The sequence below is a fragment of the Streptomyces sp. NPDC059169 genome, assembly GCF_042755225.1.
Taxonomy (GTDB): domain Bacteria; phylum Actinomycetota; class Actinomycetes; order Streptomycetales; family Streptomycetaceae; genus Streptomyces.
The window spans coordinates 1-3,355 of sequence record NZ_JBHZCF010000045.1 but is presented as its reverse complement, the minus strand read 5'-3'; the positions used below and the strand labels follow the sequence as shown (position 1 = coordinate 3,355).

The window sequence follows — 3,355 nt, the reverse complement described above, 5'->3', positions numbered from 1 at the left end:
CGACCCCACAACCACCGCCCGATGCTCGAACGACGACCGCGACGCCACCAACGACCAACCCACCTCCACCGGCGACAAACCACCCTCCACCACCCACGACACCAACCGCTCCGCCTGCCCCACCAACCCCTCAGCAGAACGCCCCGACACCACCCACGGCACCACCGGAGCCTCCTCCGTCACAGGCCCAGCGTCTTCATACCTCGGATGCGCCGGCCCGGACTCCTCCGCCTGCTCCACGATCACGTGCGCATTCGTCCCGCTCACGCCGAACGAGGAGACACCAGCACGCCGCGGACGCCCGTGTTCCAACACCCACGGACGAGCCGCGGTCAACAGCTCCACCGCACCCGACGACCAGTCCACATGCGGAGACGGCTCGTCCACATGCAGGGTCGCCGGCATCTCGCCGTGCCGCATGGCAAGCACCATCTTCATCACACCGGCGATGCCGGAAGCAGCCTGGGTGTGCCCGATGTTGGACTTGACCGAGCCGAGCCACAACGGCCGGTCCGCGTCCCGCTCCTGTCCGTACGTCGCCAGCAACGCCTGCGCCTCGATCGGATCCCCCAACGACGTACCCGTACCGTGCGCCTCCACCACATCCACCTCGGCCGCCGACAGACCGGCGTCAGCCAGAGCAGCACGGATCACCCGCTGCTGGGACAGGCCGTTGGGCGCGGTCAGACCGTTCGAGGCACCGTCCTGGTTGATCGCCGTCCCACGGATCACCGCAAGCACCGGATGCCCGTTGCGACGGGCGTCCGACAAGCGTTCCACCAGTAGTACGCCGACGCCTTCGGCCATGCCCATGCCGTCGGCGGACGCCGAGAACGGCTTGCACCGGCCGTCCCGCGCCAGCCCCCGCTGACGGCTGAAGCCCACGAGGCCGATCGGTTCACTCATCACCGCCGCGGCCCCGGCGATCGCCAGGGAGCACTCCCCGGAGCGCAGTGCCTGCACCGCCAGGTGCAGCGACACCAACGACGACGAGCAACCGGTGTCCAGGGTGACCGCGGGGCCCTCCAGTCCGAGGGTGTAGGAGATGCGGCCGGAGGCGATACTGGTCACCGTTCCGGTGATGAGGTGGCCCTCCAGGCCTTCGGGGACTTCGCCGTTGCCGTATCCCTGGTGGGCGGCTCCGAAGAAGACACCGGCCGGTGTGCCCCGCAGCGTCCTGGGATCGATGCCACCGCGCTCGATCACCTCCCAGGAGGTCTCCAGGAGAAGGCGTTGCTGCGGATCCATCGCGAGAGCCTCGCGCGGCGAGATCCCGAAGAACTCGGGGTCGAAGTCTCCGGCTGCGTCGAGGAATCCGCCCTCGCGGACGTAGCAGGTTCCGGCGCGGTCCGGGTCCGGGTCGTAGAGACCGTCGAGGTCCCAGCCCCGATCGACGGGGAACCCCGAGATCGCGTCCGTCCGGTCCCGCACCAGCTGCCACAGGTCCTCGGGTGAGTGCACGCCACCCGGGTACCGGCAAGCCATGGACACGATCGCGATCGCCTCGCCCTCGTCGGGAGCGACGGGGTTCGCGGTGTCCGGGGCGCCGGCCGGTGTCGGCAAGCCGGTGCCGGCACCGTGACCGACCAGGGTGGTCTCCAGGTGCCCGGCGAGCGCCCTCACGGTCGGGTGGTCGAAGACCACGGTGGCGGGGAGCTTCAGCCCGGTGGCGGTGTTGAGCCGGTTGCGCAGCTCCACCGCGGTGAGGGAGTCGAAGCCCAGCTCACGGAAGGCCCGGCCGACCTCGACTTCCGAGGTGTCCGCGTGTCCGAGTACGGCAGCCACCTGCTTGCGTACGAGGTCGGACAGCTGCCGCTCCCGCTCAGCGGGAACCATCCCGGCGAGCTGGGAACGGAGCGACTCCGAGGTGCTCTCGGCCGCGTCGGTGTCGGCCTCGTCGGCCTCCAGTGCACGCAGTACTTCCGGGACCTCGTGCAGCAGCGGGCGGCGGTGCGCGGCGGTGAAGACGGGAACGAAGCGTTCCCAGTCGATGTCGGCCACGGCGAGGAAGGTCTCGTCGTGATCGAGCGCCTGCTGAAGACCCATGACGGCCAGGTTCGCCGGCATGAACGGGATGCCGCGCCAGCGCAGTTGCTCCTGGACGACATCGACGGCCATGCCACCGCCTTCCGGGCTCCAGATGCCCCAGGCGATCGAGGTACCCGTCAGACCGCGTGCGCGCCGGTGCGCCGCGAGCGCGTCGACGTAGGAGTTCGACGCGGCGTAGGCCCCGTGGTCACCGCTGCCCCAGGTGCCGGCGACGGACGAGTAGAGCACGAACGCGTCCAGTCCGTCACGGTCGAAGATCGCGTCGAGGTTCCGGGCACCGAGCAGCTTGGCGCGGGCGCCCTCGGCGAACTCCTCGAGCGTGGTGTCGGCGAGCGGCACGAGCAGACCGACTCCGGCGGTGTGCACGACGGAGCGGATGGCCGGGCCGTCGGACTCGACCTGGGCGACCAGCCCGGCCAGCGCGTCGGCGTCCGTCACATCACAGGAGGCGATGGTGACCCGCGCTCCCAACTCGGCCAAGTCAGCGCGTAGTTCTGCCGCTCCCGGGGCATCCGGACCGCGTCGGCTGGTCAGCACCAGATGCTCGGCACCGCTACGGGCGAGCAGCCGGGCGGTGTGCGCACCGAGACCACCCGTACCGCCGGTGACCAGTGCAGTTCCGCTGGTGCGCCAGGGGGTGGCCGGCCCTCTGCCGTCCAGCGGGGCGCGGGTGAGCCGGCGGGTGAGGAGCGCGGAGCCACGGAGGGCGAGCTGGTCCTCGTCCCCGCCCGCGGCGAGGACCGAGGACAGCAGGGCCGCGCCGCGGTCGTCCAGTGCGGCGGGCAGGTCGACCAGGCCGCCCCACAGCTTGGGGTGCTCCAGGGCGAAGACGCGGGCCAGACCCCAGACGGCTGCCTGGAGCGGGCAGCGGACCTCGTCGTCGGCGGAACCGGTGGCGGCGGACTCGGTCGTGAGCAGCCACAGCGGAGCCTCGACGTCGGCGTCGAGGAGCGCCTGCATCAGGGCGACGGACTGGACCAGTCCCACGGTGACCTCGGGGTGTTCCGCCAGGGGCCGCTCGTCCAGGGCGAGGAAGGAGACAACGCCGCTTGGCGTGCCGGTCGTCAGGGAGTTGGACAGCTGGTCGACCACATCCTGACGGTCGGTGGTCGACTCCTCCAGGGCGAGGAGCACGGTCTCGGCGCCGTTGCGGTCCATGCCCTGGAGGGTGGCCCGTACGACGTCGTCGTCCAGGTGCCCGGCGGGCACGGCGATCAGCCAGGTGCCGTCCGCGCTGGTGCGCTCGGGCTCCGGTTGGGGTCGCCAGGTGATCCGGTAGCGCCAGCCGTCGACCGTGCTGCGCTGC

At 71.1% G+C, this 3,355-nt stretch carries 1 protein-coding gene; it reads right to left on the bottom strand.

Features of this window, described 5'->3' with window-relative positions; genetic code table 11:
• A partial coding sequence (locus ACFXOM_RS35485; protein WP_385041608.1) for a type I polyketide synthase occupies window positions 1-3,355 on the bottom strand: 3,355 nt, incomplete at both ends.